The organism is Aquitalea denitrificans (assembly GCF_009856625.1).
GTDB lineage: Bacteria > Pseudomonadota > Gammaproteobacteria > Burkholderiales > Chromobacteriaceae > Aquitalea > Aquitalea denitrificans.
This window is the reverse complement of sequence record NZ_CP047241.1, coordinates 639774-655829: the sequence shown is the minus strand read 5'-3', so window position 1 is coordinate 655829 and position 16056 is coordinate 639774. Positions and strand designations below refer to the sequence as shown.

General features: G+C 61.6%; 18 protein-coding genes. 9 read left to right on the top strand and 9 right to left on the bottom strand.

All coding sequences use genetic code 11. The features are described from left to right. The first annotated feature begins 278 nt into the window (after nucleotides 1–278). From ppsR to GSR16_RS02955, 5 genes are all read left to right on the top strand, one after another. Complete coding sequence (ppsR, locus tag GSR16_RS02975) at nucleotides 279–1100, top strand: posphoenolpyruvate synthetase regulatory kinase/phosphorylase PpsR (RefSeq protein WP_089085530.1); 822 nt, start codon at nucleotides 279–281, stop codon at nucleotides 1098–1100. 465 nt (nucleotides 1101–1565) lie between these two features. After that, entirely contained in the window at nucleotides 1566–2588 is a 1023-nt protein-coding gene (gene trpS, locus GSR16_RS02970) for a tryptophan--tRNA ligase (protein WP_062788259.1), read from the top strand. A gap of 67 nt (nucleotides 2589–2655) precedes the next feature. Next, entirely contained in the window at nucleotides 2656–2970 is a 315-nt protein-coding gene (locus GSR16_RS02965; RefSeq protein WP_045847249.1) for a chorismate mutase, read from the top strand. A gap of 35 nt (nucleotides 2971–3005) precedes the next feature. After that, nucleotides 3006–3479 carry a CreA family protein gene (locus GSR16_RS02960; RefSeq protein ID WP_159875071.1) on the top strand — a complete coding sequence of 158 codons (474 nt, stop codon included), beginning with the start codon at nucleotides 3006–3008 and terminating at the stop codon, nucleotides 3477–3479. A gap of 12 nt (nucleotides 3480–3491) precedes the next feature. Then, nucleotides 3492–4205, top strand: coding sequence for a YdcF family protein (locus GSR16_RS02955; RefSeq protein WP_159875070.1), 714 nt, complete (start codon nucleotides 3492–3494; stop codon nucleotides 4203–4205). Here the strand turns inward: GSR16_RS02955 and GSR16_RS02950 are convergent. The 6 genes from GSR16_RS02950 to mltG form a co-directional block, all read right to left on the bottom strand. Then, on the bottom strand, nucleotides 4202–4999 hold the full coding sequence (locus tag GSR16_RS02950; RefSeq protein WP_205677485.1) for an MBL fold metallo-hydrolase: 798 nt from the start codon (nucleotides 4997–4999) through the stop codon (nucleotides 4202–4204). The two genes, GSR16_RS02955 and GSR16_RS02950, sit on opposite strands and share 4 nt — an antisense overlap. 4 nt (nucleotides 5000–5003) lie before the next feature. After that, nucleotides 5004–5795 (bottom strand): TatD family hydrolase, encoded by a 792-nt coding sequence (locus tag GSR16_RS02945; protein WP_159875069.1) that lies wholly within the window; start codon nucleotides 5793–5795, stop codon nucleotides 5004–5006. Nucleotides 5796–5844: 49 nt separating this feature from the next. After that, nucleotides 5845–6210, bottom strand: a complete 366-nt coding sequence (locus GSR16_RS02940) for a PilZ domain-containing protein (RefSeq protein ID WP_159875068.1) — start codon at nucleotides 6208–6210, stop codon at nucleotides 5845–5847. Nucleotides 6211–6299: 89 nt separating this feature from the next. Then, nucleotides 6300–7301: a DNA polymerase III subunit delta' gene (locus tag GSR16_RS02935; protein WP_159875067.1), complete on the bottom strand. Its 1002-nt coding sequence runs from the start codon at nucleotides 7299–7301 to the stop codon at nucleotides 6300–6302. Further along, on the bottom strand, nucleotides 7301–7930 hold the full coding sequence (tmk, locus tag GSR16_RS02930) for a dTMP kinase (protein WP_159875066.1): 630 nt from the start codon (nucleotides 7928–7930) through the stop codon (nucleotides 7301–7303). The genes GSR16_RS02935 and tmk overlap by 1 nt, the downstream gene beginning before the upstream one ends. After that, nucleotides 7923–8918, bottom strand: a complete 996-nt coding sequence (gene mltG, locus GSR16_RS02925; RefSeq protein ID WP_159875065.1) for an endolytic transglycosylase MltG — start codon at nucleotides 8916–8918, stop codon at nucleotides 7923–7925. Before mltG ends, tmk begins: the two co-directional genes overlap by 8 nt. Nucleotides 8919–9261: 343 nt before the next feature. On the opposite strand from mltG, the gene GSR16_RS02920 reads away from it, so the two are divergent. From GSR16_RS02920 to GSR16_RS02910, 3 genes are all read left to right on the top strand, one after another. Then, nucleotides 9262–9531 (top strand): hypothetical protein, encoded by a 270-nt coding sequence (locus GSR16_RS02920; RefSeq protein WP_159875064.1) that lies wholly within the window; start codon nucleotides 9262–9264, stop codon nucleotides 9529–9531. Nucleotides 9532–9645: 114 nt separating this feature from the next. Continuing rightward, nucleotides 9646–10386, top strand: coding sequence for a FadR/GntR family transcriptional regulator (locus GSR16_RS02915; protein ID WP_159875063.1), 741 nt, complete (start codon nucleotides 9646–9648; stop codon nucleotides 10384–10386). A 2-nt stretch (nucleotides 10387–10388) separates the two neighbouring features. Then, nucleotides 10389–11663, top strand: coding sequence for a CynX/NimT family MFS transporter (locus tag GSR16_RS02910; protein WP_159875062.1), 1275 nt, complete (start codon nucleotides 10389–10391; stop codon nucleotides 11661–11663). 24 nt (nucleotides 11664–11687) lie between these two features. Here GSR16_RS02910 and GSR16_RS02905 read toward each other — a convergent pair whose 3' ends face one another. From GSR16_RS02905 to GSR16_RS02895, 3 genes are all read right to left on the bottom strand, one after another. Beyond that, complete coding sequence (locus tag GSR16_RS02905; protein WP_159875061.1) at nucleotides 11688–12212, bottom strand: DUF2946 family protein; 525 nt, start codon at nucleotides 12210–12212, stop codon at nucleotides 11688–11690. 67 nt (nucleotides 12213–12279) lie between these two features. Then, nucleotides 12280–14766, bottom strand: coding sequence for an ABC transporter permease (locus tag GSR16_RS02900; protein WP_159875060.1), 2487 nt, complete (start codon nucleotides 14764–14766; stop codon nucleotides 12280–12282). Beyond that, nucleotides 14763–15455, bottom strand: coding sequence for an ABC transporter ATP-binding protein (locus tag GSR16_RS02895; RefSeq protein WP_159875059.1), 693 nt, complete (start codon nucleotides 15453–15455; stop codon nucleotides 14763–14765). Before GSR16_RS02895 ends, GSR16_RS02900 begins: the two co-directional genes overlap by 4 nt. Between GSR16_RS02895 and GSR16_RS02890 the strand changes: the two genes are divergently transcribed. Continuing rightward, nucleotides 15456–16055: an arylesterase gene (locus GSR16_RS02890; RefSeq protein WP_159875058.1), complete on the top strand. Its 600-nt coding sequence runs from the start codon at nucleotides 15456–15458 to the stop codon at nucleotides 16053–16055. It abuts the gene before it with no gap. Nucleotide 16056 lies beyond the last annotated feature (1 nt).

The window sequence follows — 16056 nt, the reverse complement described above, 5'->3', positions numbered from 1 at the left end:
ACCACTGCATTTGCGTAGCCCATTTTGCGGCGCACAACGCAAGGGTTTGCCCCATATCAATGCAAACTGCGCCCAGGAATGGTCGATACAGGGGCGTTTCTTTGCAGATTTGTGACTGCAATGTAGTGTGGCAACTACAACAAAAGCCACGGCAGGGGCGGATCATGGCCAATTCGTGGCAAATCCCCCGTCAACTACACCCGGCTGCCGTACGCAGGGCAGCCGAGGGTATAATCTGCTGCAACATTTTCCCCATTGCTTCCGAAACAGGTGCATCCATGCCACACCGCCGCTCCGCCTTTTTCATTTCTGACCGCACCGGCATCACTGCCGAATCGCTGGGCAATACCCTGCTGACCCAGTTCGACACGCTGGATTTCAAGCGCGAAGCCATCCCCTTCATCGATACGGTGGAAAAGGCCCAGGTGGTGGCCCACCATATCCGCGCAGTGGCCGAAGCCGACGACCTCAAGCCCTTGGTGTTCACCAGCATCGTCAATCCGGAGGTGCGCGAAGTGCTGCATATCGACAATGCGCTGGTGATGGACTTCTTCGACACTTTTATCGGAGAACTGGAAGCGGAGCTGGGTCAGAAGGCCTCGTTGACGCTGGGCAAGGCCCATGGCGTGGGCAGCGAGGAAAAATACGACCACCGCATCGAGGCGGTTAACTTCTCGCTCAACCACGATGACGGCGTGAAGCTGAAAGATCTGGCCGAAGCCGATGTCATCCTGGTGGGGGTGTCGCGTTCCGGCAAGACGCCAACCTGCCTGTACCTGGCGCTGCAATACGGCATCAAGGCGGCCAACTATCCGCTCACCCCGGAAGACCTGGACAGCCCCACCCTGCCCAAGATGCTGCTGCCCTATCGCAACAAGATGTTCGGCCTGACCATCGACCCGGCCCGCCTGCACCACATCCGCCAGGAGCGGCGTCCGGATTCCAAGTACGCCAGCCTGGACAACTGCCACTTCGAGGTGAACGAGGCCGAGTCAATGTTCCGCTTCCACGGTGTGCCTTTCATCAGCACCACGCACAAGTCGATCGAGGAAATTGCCACCACCATCATGCACAAGGCCACGCTGACCCGTCGTTTCTAAGACACAAGCGGCTCACAAAACCCCTGGTGCTGCGTTGCGCCTCCTTGCCGTACCCCGTGTGCTGTCCACGTCGGCGAGCCTTGCCCCAGGGACGCTACGCTATTTTGTGAGCCGCTCCAGTCATTTGCACAAAACCCCTGTTGCTTCGGCCCCAGAGACACTACCCCGTTTTGTGAGCCGCCCTGAAAGTCGCAGATCAAAAACCTGCAGCGCCCTTGTGGCCACACACCACGTATTGCGCTTGATGCTTGACGCCTGCCGCTGCGCCGTGGTGTGATAGAAAACATGAACTCCCGTATCGCATTCGCATCCTTCAACTGGTGGTGGCGCCTCTTCTGAGGTAGCACCGGCGACTGCGCACGCATACAACCCGGAGGCTGCCGACAAGGCGGATCCGGGTTTTGTTTTGTCTACGTTCCGCCTTGTCGATGGTTTCCGTTACTTGATCAGCAACAGGAACACGACATGAAACCGAGCGACATCACTTCCCAGGACATCATTCTCACCGGCGACCGCACCACCGGCTCGCTGCACCTTGGCCATTACGTTGGCTCCTTGCGCAACCGCGTGCTGCTACAAGACCGCTGCCAGCAATTCCTGCTGCTGGCCGACGCCCAGGCGCTGACCGACAATATGGGCAATTACCTGAAAGTACGTGACAACGTGCTGCAGGTGGCGCTGGATTACCTGGCGGTGGGCATAGACCCGGCCAAGAGCACCATCTTCATCCAGAGCCTGGTGCCGGAGCTGACCGAGCTGGCGTCCTACTATCTCAACCTGGTGACGGTATCGCGGCTGGAACGCAACCCCACCATCAAGGATGAAATAAAACAACGCGGCTACGAGCGCGACATCCCGGCCGGCTTCCTCACCTACCCTGCCGCCCAGGCCGCCGACATCACCGCCTTCAAGGCCACCATCGTGCCGGTGGGTGAAGACCAGATTCCGATGATCGAGCAGACCAACGAAATCGTGCGCCGCTTCAATGCCAGCGTGGAAAACCCGGTACTGGTGGAAGCCAAAGCCATGGTGCCGGAAGTAGGCGCCCGCCTGCCCGGCATCGACGGCAAGGCCAAGATGTCCAAATCGCTGGGCAACACCCTCACCCTGTCCGCCAGTGCCGATGAAATCCGCCAGGCGGTGAAGATGATGTACACCGACCCCAACCATCTGCGCGTGTCCGACCCAGGCCAGGTGGAAGGCAATGTAGTGTTCAGCTATCTTGATGCCTTCCACCCCAATATCGAACTGGTCAAACGCCTGAAGGACCACTACCGCCTGGGCGGGCTGGGCGACAGCGTGATCAAGCAGCATCTGGAGGAATGCCTGCAGGAGCTGCTCGCCCCCATCCGCCAGCGCCGCGAAGAATACGCGCGCGACCCGGCCGCCGTGCTGGCCATGCTGAAGGAAGGCACGGCGCGCGCCCGTCAGGTGGCGGCTGTCACCCTCAGTGAGGTAAAGGCAGCCATGGGGCTGAATTACTACTGATCCGCCGCCATCCACCATGGCAACACGGCCACCCGGCTGCGGGTGGCCGCCAACAGGAGCAACACCCGTGGAATTCGTCTATCAATGTCAGAATCTGGATGAAGTACGCACGCAAATCGACCGCATCGACCGTGCGCTGGTATCGCTGCTGGCCGAACGCGGCCTGTATGTGAAACAGGCCGCCCGCTTCAAGCACAGCAACGAGGAAGTGGAAGGCGGCAAGCGGGTGGATCAGGTGATGCGCCGGGTGGAAAAGCTGGCGGGCGAACTGGGAGCAGACCCCAGGCTGACTGCCGAGGTGTATCGCACCATGATCAGCCATTTCATTGCCAGTGAACTGCAGGAATTCGCCAGCATGGGCAAACCGCTGCCCACGGCTTAGACTGTCAGCCTGTACTTATCCTTCAGGAAACGACCATGACGCTGCTGCGCCCCCTGCTGCTGGCTGCCAGCCTGTGCAGCCTGCTTCCCCTGGCCCAGGCCGAGGAAGTCGGCAAGGTATCCACCACCTTCCGCCTGCTCAGCCCCAACGACAAGGTGGTGGTGGAGGCCTTCGACGACCCCTCGGTGGCCGGTGTGGCCTGTTATGTATCGCGTGCCCAGACCGGCGGCTATAGCGGTGCAGTGGGCCTGGCCAAGGACCCGTCGCGCTTTTCCGTGGCGTGCCGCCAGATCGGCAACATCAGCTTTGCCAAACCGCTGCCGAAACAGGAAGAAGTGTTCAAGGAGAGTGCGTCCTTCATCTTCAAGCATGTGCGGGTGGTGCGCATTGTCGATGCCAAACGCAATACCCTGGTGTATCTGACCTATTCCGACAAGCTGGTGGACGGCAGCCCGGACAATGCGGTCACCGCCGTACCGGTCAGCGGCCAGAACATTCCGCAGAAGTAAGCGGCGGTGCCGATGAACCACGCACAGGACCGCCCCACCCTCACCTTGCAATTGGCCGGCCGGCTTTGGGACTTCCTCTCCGCCGGGCGCGGGCATCAACCCTGCGACGTGCTGGTGGTGTGCGGCTCTTATGACCTGCGGGTGATGGATCATGCTGCCGCCTTGCTACAGCAGGGCATTGCCCCGCACATGCTGATCAGCGGCAATACCGGCAACTGGACGCGCGATTTGTGGAACAGGCCGGAGGCCGAGGTGTTTGCCGAGCGTGCGCTGGCGCTGGGCGTCAAGCGACAGCAAATACTGCTGGAGCCACAGGCACGCAGCTTTGCCGAGAATCTGGCCTTGGCGCGCGCCATCTGCCCGGATGTACGGCGCGTTACCTTTGTCACCAAGCCCAACTCCATCCGCCGGGTGGCCCAGACCCAGCCGATACACTGGCCAGATATCGATTTCTCCGTCGATGCGCCGGAGTTCGCCTTCCCCTGGGGCGTATCCAATATGGTGGGGGTGTTTGGCCTGATCGAAGAAATGGTGGGTGACATCCACCGCCTGCTGCGCTATCCGCGGCTGGGTTTTCAGCAGGCACTGCCCATTCCGGACGAGGTGCTGGAAGCCTGGCAACAACTGATTGCGCTGGGTTACAACCGCCACCTGTTACGTGGCAGCGCGCTGGATGACCTGCCTACAACCGGAGCCCGCGCAGCAAACAGCTCTCAGGCTAGCTAGGCCGTTGGTGTCGGCAGCACCACCTTCAGGCCGTCATACCCCACTTCAACGCCCGGTGGGCACAGTGCCGACAAGGCGTGGTATTCCAGCCGGTGAATCATGTGGATCAACACCGTGCGGCGGGCACCGATGCGGGCTGCCCACTCCAGTGACTGATGGAAACCCAGGTGTGAGGGGTAGCCATCCATGTTCAGGCAGTCCAGAAACAGCACATCCAGCCCTTGCAGCAGCGCCAGGCTTTCATCCGGAATACGGGACAGGTCGGTCAGCCAGGCGGCATTGCCAATACGCCACCCCAGGCAGGGCCAGCTGCCGTGTCGCAAGGGAATGGGGGTGATGGGCAGGCCATCATGTTCGAATGGGCCGTCCACCACTTCGGGCAGCAGCACCGGCTTGTCCCACACCTTGGACGGCGGCTGCAGCGCATAGCCGAAACGGCTGGTGATGTTGTCCATGCTGAAGGCATTACCGTACAGCACGATGGCACCTTGCTTGACATAGCAGAAGGCGCGCAGATCGTCGATACCGTTCAGGTGATCGGCATGCGGATGGGTATACAGCACGGCATCCACCTGGCGGATGCCTTCGCGCAGTGCTTGCTGGCGCAGGTCCGGGCCGGTATCGATCAGCAGGCCCTTGTCGCCACAGCGGATATAGGCCGAGCAGCGCGTGCGGTGATTGCGCGGATCGCTTGAGCTGCAGGTTTCGCAGTGACAGCCGATGGCCGGCGTGCCGGAGCTGGAACCGCAACCCAGAATGGTGATTTCCATCTCGCCAACACGTGGGGCCGTCATGGGATCAGGCAGCCTGCCCGGCTTGCGGGCGCTGGATCTTGCTGAACAGGCGATAGAAGTTGTCGCTGGTGGCGGCGGCAACCTCCTCGAAACGGATACCGCGCAGTTCGGCAATATGCTCAGCCACGTGCCGCACATAGGCCGGCTCGTTCAGCTTGCCACGGTAAGGCACCGGGGCCAGATAGGGCGAGTCGGTTTCCACCAGCATGCGCTCCAGCGGCATTTTCTGCGCCACTTCCTTGATCTGCGCGGCGTTCTTGAACGTCACGATGCCGGAGAAGGAAATATAAAAGCCGATCTCCAGCGCGGCCTGTGCCACTTCCCAGTTTTCGGTGAAGCAGTGCATCACCCCGCCACACTGCTCGGCACCTTCTTCACGCAGGATGCGGATGGTGTCGGCGGCGGATTCGCGGGTATGGATGATCAGCGGCAGGCCTGCGCGTTTGGCGGCGCGGATATGGGTGCGGAAACGCTGGTGCTGCCATTCCAGATCACCCTTGCACCAGTGGTAATCCAGCCCGGTTTCGCCAATGCCCACCACGCGCGGGTGTGCTGCATGGGCCAGCAGTTCTTCCTCGCTGAATTCCTCGGCCTCGGGATCGTCCGGATGAATACCCACGGTGGCGTACAGATTGGCGTGGTTTTCCGCCAGCGCCAATACTTCAGGATACTTGGGACGCGATACGCCAATTACCAGCGCCAGCTCGACACCGTTGTGCTGCATATTGCCCAGCACCTCTGTCAGGCGGCTGGAGAGGTCGGGAAAATTGATATGGCAATGCGAATCGACAAGCATGATGTTTGATCTGGCTGGCAATGCACCCGACCACGGCCGGGTGACAGGGTTACATGGTATGGGTGGGACGGCTGGAGTTGAGCACACCACCCAGCAGGGTTTCGATCTTGGCCCGGGCCTGGTTGCCGGCTTCGCCATAGGCAAACTCCACGCCAATGCCCTGCACGCGACTGTTGTTGGCACCAGCCGGGGTAATCCACACCACCTTGGCCTGCACAGCAATTTTCTGTGGTTCATCCATCAGCGTAAGCAGCAGGAATACCTCTTCGCCCAGCTTCATGTCCTTATTGGTGGGAATGAAGATGCCGCCATTCTTAAGAAAAGGCATGTAGGCGGCAAACAACGCACTACGTTCCTTGATGTGCAGCGACAGCACACCGGGGCGAGTTAGATCGGGCCGGGAAGTGTTTTCCATTTGCGCGTATTCCGCTGTTGTTGGTTGTGCTGCCGGCTGCTGCCGCAGCCTTGTCCAAAACCGGTATCAGTTGCTGCAGCCGCCTGGCTTCAGCCCTGACGACTACCGGCAAAGATTTTCAGATAATCCATCAGCAGGGCCTCCAGTTGCAAACGCGTATTCAGCGTGTGCTGACCAAAGGGAGCCAGCTGCTGCAAAGCATCCTGACAGCGCATCAGAGCCACGGTGTCGCAACGCTGTACCAGCGCCTGCAACACCGCCTGCTTGTCTGGATGATAGCGGACAATCCCTGCCAGACTCAAACCAGCCAGATCATGCAGCCATTTCATCAGCCAGCCCAGCGGAATGGCCAGCGGCAGCTTCTGCTTGTCCACCAGCTCGGCCAGACTGAGGATGCTGGCAAAAGTGGGCTGAGCAAGGCCATCAATAAACTGGCTGCGCAGCTTGGCCAGAGCCGGGTCGTGATCAAACAGCGGCGCGCCGCCGTTGTGAGCCAGCTCGGCTTCGGCATCGGTAACGCCCTGCTGGCGCAGCCAGTCCAGCGCCTGTGCCTGACTGGGCGCAGACAGGGGAAACTGACGACAGCGGCTACGTATGGTGGGCAACAGGCGCTGTGCAGCCTGTGCCACCAGCAGGAACAGCACATCCTGCGGCGGCTCTTCCAGAATCTTGAGCAAGGCATTGGCTGCCGCCGGGTTCAGGTTTTCCGCCGGCTCCACCACGATGATGCGCCGTCCGGCACGGTGGGCGGTGAGGTGGGCAAACTCGATAACCTCGCGCACGGCTTCAATCTTGATCAGGGGCAGCTTGCGTCCGGGCTTGGCTTCCTTGCCCTCTTCTTCTTCGTCGGTCAGCGGCGACAGGCGGCGGAAGTCTGGATGGGTGCCATGCTCGAACCAGCGGCAGGCCTCGCATTGGCCGCAGGGCTGATGGTCGACCGCCAGCTTCTCGCACAGCAGCGACTGGGCCAGGTGCAGGGCAAACTCCAGCTTTCCGGTGCCAGCCGGGCCGATGAACAGCCAGGCGTTGGGCAGGCGGGTGCGTTCGGCATTCAGGCGCTGCCAGTCCTGCTGCTGCCAGGGAAACAGCATTAGCGTTGCTCCAGCAAGGCGGCCAGATGGCCGGCAATGTCCTGTTGCAACTGGGCAATGCTACGGGTGGCATCCAGAATGCGAAAGCGGGAATCAGCAGCGGCACGCTGCAAGTAGGCATCACGCACGCGTTGGTGAAAGTCGGCTTTTTCCTGTTCGAAACGGTCCAGCTGGCGGCTGCCGCTCATGCGCTGGCTGGCCACATCCAGCGGTACATCGAACAGCAGGGTCAGATCGGGCTGCAGGCCTTGCTGCACCCAGTTTTCCAGCACGGCAATGCGCTCGGTCGGCACGCCGCGGCCACCACCCTGAAAGGCAAAGGTCGAGTCGGTAAAGCGGTCTGACACCACCCAGCGTCCGGCTTGCAGTGCAGGACGGATCAGGCTGGACACCAATTGTTGGCGCGAGGCGAACATCAGCAGGGTTTCGGCATCCAGCGACACTTCGGTGTCCACTGCCAGCAGCAAGGCGCGGATTTGCTCGCCCAGCGGCGTGCCACCCGGTTCGCGGGTGAATTCGGCGGCAATGCCATGCTCGGCCAGCCAGTCGCGGATAAAGCCCAGATGGGTGCTTTTACCGGCACCATCAATGCCTTCCAGCGTGATGAAGCAGCCAGTCTGACTAGTCATTGGAGCCTTTCTTCAGAATGTATTTGCGCACCGCCTGATTATGTTCATCCAGGGTGGCAGAGAAGTAAGAACTGCCATCCCCCTTGGCCACGAAGTACAGTGCCGTGGAATTGGCCGGATTGGCTGCTGCCTCCAGTGCTGCCTTGCCGGGCATGGCGATGGGGGTGGGCGTCAGGCCGTTGCGGGTATAGGTATTGTAGGGCGTGTCGCGGCGCAAGTCGGCCTTGCTGATATTGCCGCGATAGGCGCTGCCCATGCCGTAGATGACCGACGGATCGGTCTGCAGGCGCATGCCCTTGTGCAGCCGGTTGACAAACACCGCGGCCACCAGGGGCCGGTCGGCATCCAGCGAGGTTTCCTTTTCCACCAGGCTGGCCATGATCAGCAATTCATAGGGCGTATGGTATGGCAGGTCGGCCTTGCGTGCCGCCCAGGCGGCATCCAGCTTTTGCTGCATGGTGCCATAGGCGCGGCGGTACAGGTCCAGATCGCTGCTGCCGGGGGTGAACAGATAGGTGCTGGGGAAGAACAGCCCCTCGGCCGCTACGCCATCCAGCCCCAGTTGCTGCAGCAACTGGGCATCGCTCAAGCCGCGCGCATCATGGGTGATGTCCGGGTTGCGGTCGATGGCCTGGCGGAACTGGTGGAAATTCCAGCCTTCAATCAGCGTCAGGCTGGCCTCATCCGGGTGGCCGTCAGCCAGCCGCTGCAGGATGTCCCACATCGAGGCGCTATCGCTGAACTGGTAAAGACCAGCCTTGATCTTGCGGTCCATGCCCAGCATGCGCCCTAGCCACATCATGATGTTGCGGTTACGGATCACCCCTTCCTCGGACAGGCCGCGCGCCACCTGACCCAGCGTGCGATTGGGGCCGATGGTGAGCTTGTAAGGCGTTTGTGGCAGATCAACCGGAATGACCACCACCCAGGCCAACCAGCCCATGGCGGCAAGAATGGCCAGCAATAACAGGCGAGACAGAGTTTTCATGCAATGCAGCAACAAGAGATGAAGTATGGACAGCCCGCAGGCTGTAAAAGCGGAATGATACCAGCAAGCCCGGCTTCCATCCTGCAACAAAGACAATTAATGCCATTTGGATCAAGGTGAACTAGGATAAGGGCATTGCAGCCCAAGCCCGTAAGTCCGGTAACTGGAGGCTCGCCGTAGACCTGCACCCCGGATGCCTGCCTGCGGCCATGACTTGCTGACAAGCCTTGTAACAATCCGTGATGGATAAACAGGACAAATCCATATATGTTACGGTGCACAAGCAGTGCAATACCTGCCTGCCAACCGGGAATGTTTCCCATCCAACCTTGAGGAACCTGCAATGCGCAAATTCGTGATGATGGCACTGTTGACCCTGGCCACTGCCAATGTCGCTCTGGCTGCAGACGCCAGCTGTGATGCCAAGGCCACCGAGAAGAAACTGGCTGGTGCCGCCAAGGCCAGCTTCCTGAAGAAATGTGAAAAGGACAGCAAGGCTGCCGCACCGCAAGCCATGTGCGAAGGCAAGGCTGCCGACAAGAAACTGGCTGGCGCTGCCAAGAACAGCTTTGTGAAGAAGTGCGTGAAAGACGCAGCTTCCGCCGCCAAATAAGCACCCCGGCGGGCCATCCCGGCCCGCCCCCTCCCCCTCCTCACTCTCCCAACTTGCTGCCAGTGACAAGCCGCGTCAAAATACATCGGATGATTGGATGAATAGAGACAAAACATGCCGCCACTGCATCAAGCCAGACGCTCGCTGGTAGACCTTGCCGTCGAAGATATCGGCCAGCGCCTTGCCGCCGGCCAATGGCCGGTCGACAGCCGTATCCCCACCGAACCCGAGCTGGCCACTCTGCTGGGCATCAGCCGCAACACCGTGCGCGAAGCCATTCGGGTTCTGTTGTACGCCGGCTTGCTGGAGGTTCGTCAGGGTGACGGCACCTATGTAAAAACCATGACCAGCCCGGCCGATGCCCTGCGCGCTATCAGCCGTGCCAGCCTGCGCGAGCAGCTGGAAGTACGTGCCATGCTGGAGGAAAGCACAGCCCGACTGGCGGCATTGCGTGCCGATACCCACGGACTGGCACGGATAGAAGATGCGCTGGCCATACGCGGCGAACAAAGCCAGTATGCGCAAGCAGACGATTTCATCGCCCGCGATCTGGATTTCCACCTGGCCATTGCCGATGCCTGCGGTAATGCGGCACTGGCCGAGCTGTATCGCTATTTCTCCCGCGTGGTGCAGGACAGCATCCAGCGTTCCATTCACGACGAAGCGCTGCCGGACCCGGATCTGCCCTCACACCAGGCCATCGTTGCTGCCATCCAGGCTGGTGATGCCGATGCAGCCGGTGCAGCCGCTGCTGCTGTCACCCGGCCCTTGCTGCAGATTCTGGACCGCCTGCTCCCCCCATCTCCAGCTGAATACAACCGGCCACCGCCAGGCAGCAGTAGCAATAGAGAATAAGCATGTCACCCACGCCACAACATATTGCAGACAAACTGGCAGAAGAACTGTTGATCGACGCCGAAATCGATGATGACGGCGTCCAGTACCACTCCCCAGCACCTCAATCACGCTGGCTGCTGGCACTGGGCATGGTTCTGATCGGCATCAATCTGCGCCCCGCCCTCTCCAGCCTGGCTCCGGTGTTGGGGCAGGTAAAGGCTGAAATCGGCCTGTCCGCCACCATGGCCGGCTTGCTCACCACCTTGCCGGTACTATGCCTGGGTCTGTTCGGTGCACTGGCTCCGCACCTGGCCCGCCGCTTCGGCAGCGAGCGCAGCATCGCCGGCATACTGTTGCTGCTGGCCTGCGGCATTGCCTTGCGCAGCCAACTGGGACTGACCGGCCTGGTGATGGGATCGCTACTGTCCGGTGCCGCCATCGGCATCATCGGCGTGCTGCTGCCGGGCATCGTCAAACGTGACTTCTCAGCTCAGGCCGGCCTGATGACCGGGGTCTACACCATGGCACTATGCCTGGGTGCCGCACTGGCAGCCGGCGCCACCGTGCCGCTGGATCAGCTGTTTGGCCAGCGCTGGCAGCCGGCACTTGCGTTCTGGGCCATTCCGGCACTGCTGGCACTGGCGGTATGGTGGCCACAGCTGTCCTCACACCAGCAACAACATGCGGGGCACTGGCAGGTACGTGGTCTGTGGCGCGATGCCCTGGCATGGCAGGTAACGGTCTACATGGGTTTGCAGTCATCGCTGTCCTACATTGTGTTCGGCTGGATGCCATCCATCCTGATCGAACGCGGACTGACACCGCTGCAGGCCGGACTGATGATGTCCTTGTCCATCATGACGCAGGTGATTGCGTCCTTAGGGGTTCCGCTGTTGGCACAGCGTGGTGCCGACCAGCGCCTGCCGATTGCCTGCGTAATGGTCCTGACCCTGGCCGGGCTGCTGGGGATGCTGTACGCCCCCATCAACCAGCTGTGGCTGTGGGCGGTATTACTGGGGATTGGCCAGGGTGGTGCGTTCAGCCTGGCGCTCAGCCTGCTGGTGCTGCGCGCACCGGATGCCCACGTTGCCGCTCATCTGTCCGGCATGGCACAAGGCGTAGGCTATACCGTGGCAGCTTGCGGTCCGCTGGCTGCCGGCATCATTCACGATGTCGCCGGACGCTGGGCACCGGTGGGCTGGCTGTTTGGTGGCATTGTCGCGACTGCGCTGGCCGCAGGACTGCTGGCCGGCCGCAAACTGCTGGTCAGCGCGCGCGCCGAACGACTGGGCTGATTTTTTGCATCCTCGCGGACGCCATCAGGCGTGCGGGTGTACCACTACACCATAGCGCTGCCACAGCTCGGCCAGGCTGTGACGGCTGAGCGGCAAGGGGTGATCTGCCAACTGCAGGCTGTGCGGCAGGCGTGAAACATCCCCGTCCCAGCCGGGCAGACCGGCCGCAGCAATGCCGGTCAGATCGCGGTCGTCCACCACCGCCAGCTCGCCGGCAATTTCGATGAACAGCTGCCCGTCGTCGGTCATGAAGGCCGCCCGCGCCTGCACATCATCATCGCAGGGCAAGGTCTGCCAGCGGCCTTCGGTAAACCGGGCGATCAGCGGCGCGGCATCCAGATTGACAAACACCTTTTGCGGGCCGTTCTGGACATAGTAACGCCCCTGGGCATCGCGGCTGTAATTGCGGTTGAAGAAGGCCGCCATGCCTTCATGCGTCAGGCGTTCTTCGCGTATCCACCACTGCCCGCGCGCATCCAGCCGCAACCAGCCGAATACCGCCGGCACATTGGGCCATTTGGCCATTGCCGCCAACACCTGGGAATCCATTTCCTGCACTCCTTGCAAGCGGGTCTACCCGCCTTGTTATTTCTTGCGGCTTTGTACCGCCCTACCATCAGACTGCACGCAATACCGCCAGTGGCGAGCTGCGCGTCACCTTGCCGATCAACGGCCAGCCAGCCAGCATCACCACCAGCATGCCGCAGCCCATGCCCAGCGGCAGTAGCCAGCCATTCATTACCCACGGCAGGTTGAACAGCTTGCTGGCCGCGATACCACCCACACCCATGGCACCCAGCGCAGCCAGCAGGCCGGTAAAACCACCCAGCCAAGCCAGTTCGGCCAGCACCACACTGCGTACCTGCGCATCCGAGGCACCCAGCGCACGCATCAGGGCGATATCAAACAGGCGTTCGTCCCGTGTGGCGGCCAGGGCAGCCCACAACACCAGCACACCAGCCGCCAGTGCAAGTACAAACATGGCTTCGATGCCGCGAGTCAGCTTGTCCACCATGGTGCGCACTTCGTTCAGAATAGCGCTGACATCAATGATGGTGATATTGGGGAAGGCCGCAACCAGCCGGTTGGCAAAATCCTCCTGCGCTGCATCCAGCCGGAAACTGCTGATCCAGCTGGCTGGCTGCTGCTGCAACAGGGATGGCGGTGCCAGCACAAAGAAGTTGACCCGGAAGCTGTCCCAGGCCACCGCGCGCAGGCTGCTCACCCTGGCACGGTAAGTAGTGCCGCCGATATCAAATGCCAGCGTATCCCCCATGCGGATACCCAGCGTTCTGGCCAGCCCCTGCTCGACCGAAAACTGTGGCCGGGCCTTATCCTGCCACCATTGCCCCGCCACCAGCCGGTTGCCCTCCGGCAGGCTGTCGCGCCAGGACAGATTGAATTCACGCTCGGCCAGCCGCCGCGCCTGCTCATCCGGCAATGCAGATGGCCGTACCGGTTTGTCATTAATGGCCACCAGCCGACCACGGATCATCGGTGCCAGCTGCGGTGCTGGCAGGCCAGCATCAACAAAGCGCTGCTGCAAAGCCAGGCGCTGGTTTTGCTGAATGTTGATGACAAACTTATTGGGTGCATCTGCCGGAATGCTCTGCTGCCAGGCTAAAATCAGGTCGTCACGCACCAGGGTGAGAGTGAGTAAGGCCATGATGCCCACTGCCAGCGCCACAATCTGCACGATGGCCAGCCACGGTCTGCGCGCCAGATTGGCCACGCCATAGCGCCAGCCGATCTGCCGCCCCGCCGGCAAGTGCCGCAACAACCACAGCATGCCCCAGGTCAGCAACGCCACGCCGGCAAAGAAGGCCGCCATCCCCCCCAGCAACCAGGCGGCCAGGGTCAGATCGTCCATCTGCCATGCTGCCAGCAGCAGCAAGACCAGTACCGCCAGCAGAGGCGCAGCCAGATTGCTGCGCAACAAGGGCAGGTCATTACGCAGCACCGCCAGCGGAGACACATTGCGTATTGCCAGCAGCGGGGGCAACGCCAGGCCGGTCAGCAGCAGCAATGAAGCAGCCGGCCCCAGTAACCAGCTTTGCCAGCCCGGGTCCGGCAGTACTTCGCCAACAAAACGGCTGCTCAGTTGCATCAGTCCCAATTGCACCGCATAACCGGCCAACGCGCCCAGCCCACCGCTTAGCAGACCCAGCAGCAGGAACAGGCAGACAAACAGGCCCAGCACTTCGGACGAGGTCAGCCCCATGCAGCGCAACACCGCCACCGGCTGCCAGTGCCGGGCCAGATAGCGCCTTACTGCCAGCGCCACCGCCGCCGCAGACAGAGCCACAGTCAACATGGCAGTGAGGCCGAGAAAACGCCGCGCACGTTCCAGTGCAGTACGGATTTCCGGGCGTGCTTCTTCTACGTTTTCCAACCGGCTGCCAGCGGGTAGGTGCTGACTCAGCCACTGGCGGAAGTCGCTGATCTGGCGGTCGTCCCCGGCCAGCATCAGTCGCCAGCGCGCACGGCTACCCTCCTGGATCAGCCCGGTGGCCGGCAGGTCCGTACTATTGAACATCAGCCGTGGCACAAAATTGTACAAATCCATGGCTCCATCAGGCTCGCGCAGGATTTCACCGCTCAGCCGCAAGGCTGTATTGCCGACCGTGATGTTGTCACCCAGCTTCAGCCCCAGCTTGCGCAGCAGCCTGGCATCGGCCCATACCGTGCCAGTGGCAGGATGCAGGCTGCCGGTTTGCGCCTGTCCGCTCTCTCCGCGCACGGTCATTTCCCCACGCAGCGGGTAGCTGTTGCTCACCGCCTTGTAGGTGGCTAGCGTGGCCTGCCCTTGGGCAAACACCATGGACGGGAAGCTGATGTTGTCCGCCAGCCGGAGGCCACGGCGCTGCGCTTCCTGACGGATGATGGCCGGTGCCGGCTGGTTGCCGTTAAGCACCAGATCGGCTGCCAGCAACTGAGTGGCCTGGGTGGTGAGCGCCCGCGCCACCCGGTCAGAAAAGAAGCTGACGCTGGTGAGTGCCGTCACCGCTACCAAGAGGGCGAGTGCCAGAATGCTCAACTCGCCGGATACGATTTCGCGACGTACAAAGCGTGCTGCCAGCAGCAGTCGGCTCCACCAGCTCATGCGCGCGCCCCGTTCAGTTGGCCGTCCACCAGCCGGTAGATGGCATCGCAGCGGCTGGCCAGTTCGTTATCGTGGGTTACCAGCACCAGCGAGGTATGCTGTTCGCTATTGAGCTGGAACAGCAGATCGATGATCTGCCGGCCAGTGGCGGCATCAAGATTGCCGGTGGGCTCATCGGCAAACAGGATGCCGGGGTGAATGGCAAAGGCACGCGCCAGCGCCACTCTTTGCTGCTCGCCGCCGGACAGATGCCTGGGATAGTGACGCAGGCGATGCGCCAAGCCAACATGACCCAGCATCTGGCTGGCGGTATCGCGGGCGTCCTTGCGCCCAGCCAGCTCCAGCGGCAGCATGACGTTTTCCAGCGCAGTCAGTTGTGGCATGAGCTGGAAATTCTGGAATACGAACCCCACCTTGTCCCTGCGCAGCAGCGCGCGGCCATCTTCGCTCAAACCGGCCAGCGACTGGCCAAACAGGGCGACCTCGCCGTGCGTTGGCTGATCCAGCCCGGCCAGCAGGGATAGCAGGGTAGACTTGCCCGAACCGGAAGCCCCGACAATGGCCACGCTTTCGCCCGGCTGCACGCTCAGGCTGGCCGTCTGCAGGATATCCAGTGGAGCCCCGTTAAATACCACCTGTTTGGCCAGATCCCGCGCCGACAGCACTGCCTTGTTCTCGATTGGAGTCATATGTCTTCTGCAATGGTAAAGCTGGTTTGCACCCTGTTTGCTGCCTGGCTGGCCCTTCCGGCCGGGGCTGCCACCATCCTGGTGATGGGCGACAGCCTGTCTGCCGGTTACGGCCTGCAGACAGGCCAAGGCTGGGTCAGCCTGTTACAACAGGATCTGGAGCCAAAGCACCGGATTATCAATGCCAGCATCTCCGGTGAAACCAGTGACGGTGGCCTGGCACGGCTGCCTGATGCACTCCGCCGTCACAAACCGGACATCGTAGTGCTGGAGCTGGGTGCCAATGATGGCTTGCGCGGCCTGCCACTTGCCGGCATGGAGCGCAATCTGCAGCAGATGATCGCACTGTCGCGCAAGGCCTCGGCCCGGGTGGTGCTGGTAGGCATGGCCTTGCCCAGCAACTATGGCCCGCAATACACCGCCGAGTTCCGCGCGGTGTACGACCGCATCGCAAAGCGCAACCAACTGGCCTACGTGCCGTTGCTGGTTGCCGGGTTTGCCACCGACATCAGCAAGTTCCAGCCTGACGGGCTACACCCTGTAGCCAGCGTACAAGCTACCATGATGCGCACGGTGAAGGCCAAGCTGCCATTGAAATAAT